Below are 986 nucleotides of genomic sequence, written 5' to 3' on the forward strand. Positions count from 1 at the left end.
TTTGTATATCCAATGTCCGGCGATGCCGCCTTCTGCTACGGCATCCATTTCGCGCGTGCGGATTTGGACTTCAATGGGCAAGCCGTAAGGCCCGACCAAGGTCGTGTGCAGGCTTTGGTAGCCGTTGCTTTTCGGGATGGCGATATAATCTTTGAAACGTCCGGGCTTGGGCTGATAGAGATTGTGCAGCGCGCCAAGGGCGGCGTAACACGCGGGAATGCTGTTGACGATGACGCGGAAGCCGTAAATGTCCATGACTTCGGCAAAGCGCAATTTTTTCGCCAACATTTTTTGATGGATGCTGTACAGGTTTTTTTCCCGGCCTTTGATTTTGGCTTCGATGTTCACACCGACCAAACGCTGGCTGAAAGCACGCAGAACCTTGCCGACGACGTCGCGACGGTTTTTACGGCTGTTGTCCATCGCTTTTTTGAGGGTTTCGTAGCGGCTCGGGTGGAGGTTTTGAAACGATAAATCCTGAAGCTCTTGGTAAGCGTTGTTCAAACCTAGGCGGTTGGCGATTTGGGCGTAGATTTCGAGGGTTTCTTTGGCAATGCGGCGGCGTTTGTCGGGACGCATGGAGCCGAGCGTGCGCATATTGTGCAGGCGGTCGGCAAGTTTGACGACGATCACGCGCACGTCTTTGGTCATGGCGAGAATGAGCTTGCGGAAACTTTCCGCCTGATGCTCGGCGTGATCTTCAAATTTGAGTTTTTCGAGTTTGGAAAGCCCGTCCACCATCTCGGAGATGGTTTCGCCGAATTCTGCCGCCATTTCGATTTTGGATACGCCCGTGTCTTCGAGTACGTCGTGCATCACGCCCGCGCACAAGCCTTGTATGTCCATGTGCCACAACGCAAGCTGCGTGGCGACGGCAAGGGGGTGGGTAATGTAGGGTTCGCCGCTTTTACGGGTTTGTCCGTCATGGGCGTGAAAGGCGTAGGCGACGGCTTTTTCAAGCTCGACCTGTTCGGATGGGCTGAGAT

The 986-nt window shown here is 54.3% G+C and carries 1 protein-coding gene; it reads right to left on the reverse strand.

The window, feature by feature from the left end; translation table 11 throughout:
- On the reverse strand, positions 1-986 hold a 986-nt coding region (locus ACTHUR_RS12070), incomplete at both ends, for a RelA/SpoT family protein (RefSeq protein ID WP_440398729.1).

This window comes from Neisseria sp. P0021.S007 (genome assembly GCF_051956855.1).